Annotated in this window: 3 protein-coding genes; all 3 read right to left on the reverse strand. The window is 53.7% G+C overall.

Annotation, left to right across the window (positions count from 1 at the left end; all coding sequences use genetic code 11):
- Window positions 1-287, reverse strand: a 287-nt coding sequence (locus ACEW8P_RS26170; protein WP_373516008.1) for a methylglyoxal synthase, incomplete at its 3' end; no start/stop codon positions are given.
- Window positions 288-405: 118 nt separating this feature from the next.
- Window positions 406-1650: a glycosyltransferase family 4 protein gene (locus tag ACEW8P_RS26175; RefSeq protein ID WP_373516009.1), complete on the reverse strand. Its 1245-nt coding sequence runs from the start codon at window positions 1648-1650 to the stop codon at window positions 406-408.
- 4 nt (window positions 1651-1654) lie between these two features.
- The coding region (locus tag ACEW8P_RS26180; protein WP_373516010.1) for a heparinase II/III-family protein at window positions 1655-2352 on the reverse strand (698 nt) is incomplete at its 5' end.

Raw genomic sequence — 2352 nt, forward strand, 5'->3', positions numbered from 1 at the left:
GGCTGCGCGGCCATTGGATCCCAAAAGAAAATCAGCATGTCCACCCGGTTCTCGGCGATCATGGCTCCGATTTGCTGATCGCCGCCCAGCGGACCGCTAAGAAGCTTAGTGACGGGCAGATTCAGGGCTTCTTCCAGCATTTTTCCGGTGGTACCCGTTCCAAAAAGCTGGTTTCGCGTGAGCATATCGCGGTTATCGTGCGCCCAGTCCATGAGCTCAGCCTTGCGATTGTCGTGCGCCACAATGGCGATGCGTTTGCGGGGTAGGAGTTGGCGGGAGGAGGACATTGGTTTTGGGGAAAGCAGCGAAGTGAGCCTTTCGACTCCGCTCAGGACGACAATGGGAAAGGATAAGGGCACAAAGTACGAAAAGAATCAATTGCCGGGGCGGGGTGCCGCTGCTGTTTTAACTCTCGAGTGGCGTGTCATAAGAAATCAGCTCCAAATACCGTAAAGCCAGCTTTTCCCGATCGAAATGTTCGCGCGCGTAGCGGTACCCGTTTTGGCCTTGTTCGGGCAGTCGTTCAGGATTTTTTAGACAATACCTGATTTTTTTCGCGAAGTCCGCCGGGTTTTCCGGTTCCACGAATAATCCTGCGTTGGCGGCTTCCACCAACTCCCGTGATACGCCGTCTATCACCATCAGCACGGGTTTTTGGCAGGAAAAATAATCGAAGGTCTTATTGGAATAAATCGTCTTGAAGGTATCCACTTTTTTCAAGACGGATGTCCCCATATCCGACGCCATGATGTACTTGAATACCTCTCGTTTGGGTACGGAATCGATGAAGCGGACGTTGGTAAGGCCGCGTCGCTGCGCGTCGGCGACCAGCGCCTGCTTCTGCATTCCGTTACCGACGAGCAGGAAAAGGACGTTCGTGTCGCGCAGTAGCTCGGCCGTATCAAGTATCTGCACCAGGTGATTGGCCATGCCGTGCGCCCCGACATAAGTGATGACGAATTTTTCCGCCAGACCCTGCTCTACCCGAAAAGTACCGATGTCGAATCCGGCCCTCACCTCCTCCGACAGCGCGAAGTCGGCGGCGTTGGGAATAAAGATGATTTTTTCGGGCGGGATACCCTTTTTCTGGATAAGTACCTGCCGGAAAGCTGGCGTCAGCACGTTGATAAGTTTCGCTTTTCTGTAAACAAATGCTTCGAACCAGTAGGCGAATTTTATAATCATTTGGTTGGTCAAAACACCCGTGTCGATCGCGGACTCCGGCCACAAATCCCGCACCTCGAACACGAACGGCGTTCGTTTCCACCAAGAAAGTACTACCGCCGTAATACCCACAAACAACGGAGGTGACGTAACTATGATCACATCGTATTTGTCTTTCGCGAGCCGCACCCCACCCCAGATACTGGAAAGTGTAAAGGAGAAGTACGCCCAGAGCCGCCCCATAAAACTGGCGTGGTAGCTGTCTGACACGTGGCAGCGAATGACCCGGACTCCATCGCGATTGGTACTTTGGTGAAACCTTTGCCCGGCGTACTTATTCTTGTTGCCCGCCATGTAATGAACCATGCCCGCCAGCACCGTCACCTTGTGGCCGGCCTCCGTCCACACGCGACTCATCTCGTTCCAGCGGGAGCCGCCGCCCTCGTCGTCTTCCAGGAAGAATTGGTGAATCAGGAGGATGCGCATGGACTTATCGGCTGTCGTTTTTTTTGCTTTCGATGGTAGTTCTGAGGTATCGGCCCGCTATGGTAAATACCAACCGCACTACCTTCACCTTCTGCCCGTACTTTTCCGAGTACCAACCCTCAGTTTCGGTTGGGACGATTTCCTGGCCTAATTCATCAAAAGATTTCATGGAAAAATTCTCGAAAAAGCCCTCCCCCGGGTGCCAAGTTTGGTGCATCGGTAGTTCTGGCGGCGCGTTTTCGAGCCAATCTTCGACGAGCCAGGCTAGTTTCCCGGCTTCCTTCGTCACCCGGCGACGGTGGACGATGTTTCTGCCAACTTGCCTGAACCCCGTAAATTGCCCTTCAAAAACGAACTCGTCCTTCTTTGAATTCAGCCAACTCGCACGGCTTTCCCTAATCCAATCGTACCAGATAAAGCGCGGCCCTTTGCGCATTTGATCGTAGTCGCCGAGGATGACAGTGTTGTGTGAGGCCGTTCCTGCAAAGTACCGCGTCCAGCGCTCATCGGTGTTGTAAAGGTACGAACCCGCATCGCGCATAATGTTCTGGCTATCTACCCAAATGTCCAAATGCAGGTTATCGGCCTGGAAGGGTCGGTCTTTGTAATGACCGCAACGCAGGAAGGTGAGCGTTCCGGCGTCGCGCAGGATGTAGTAGCCGCCTTGGGGGAAGTCTTCGGCTCCGCTCAGACTGACAAAGG

Source organism: Persicitalea sp. (assembly GCF_041751555.1).
Taxonomy (GTDB): Bacteria; Bacteroidota; Bacteroidia; order Cytophagales; family Spirosomataceae; genus Persicitalea.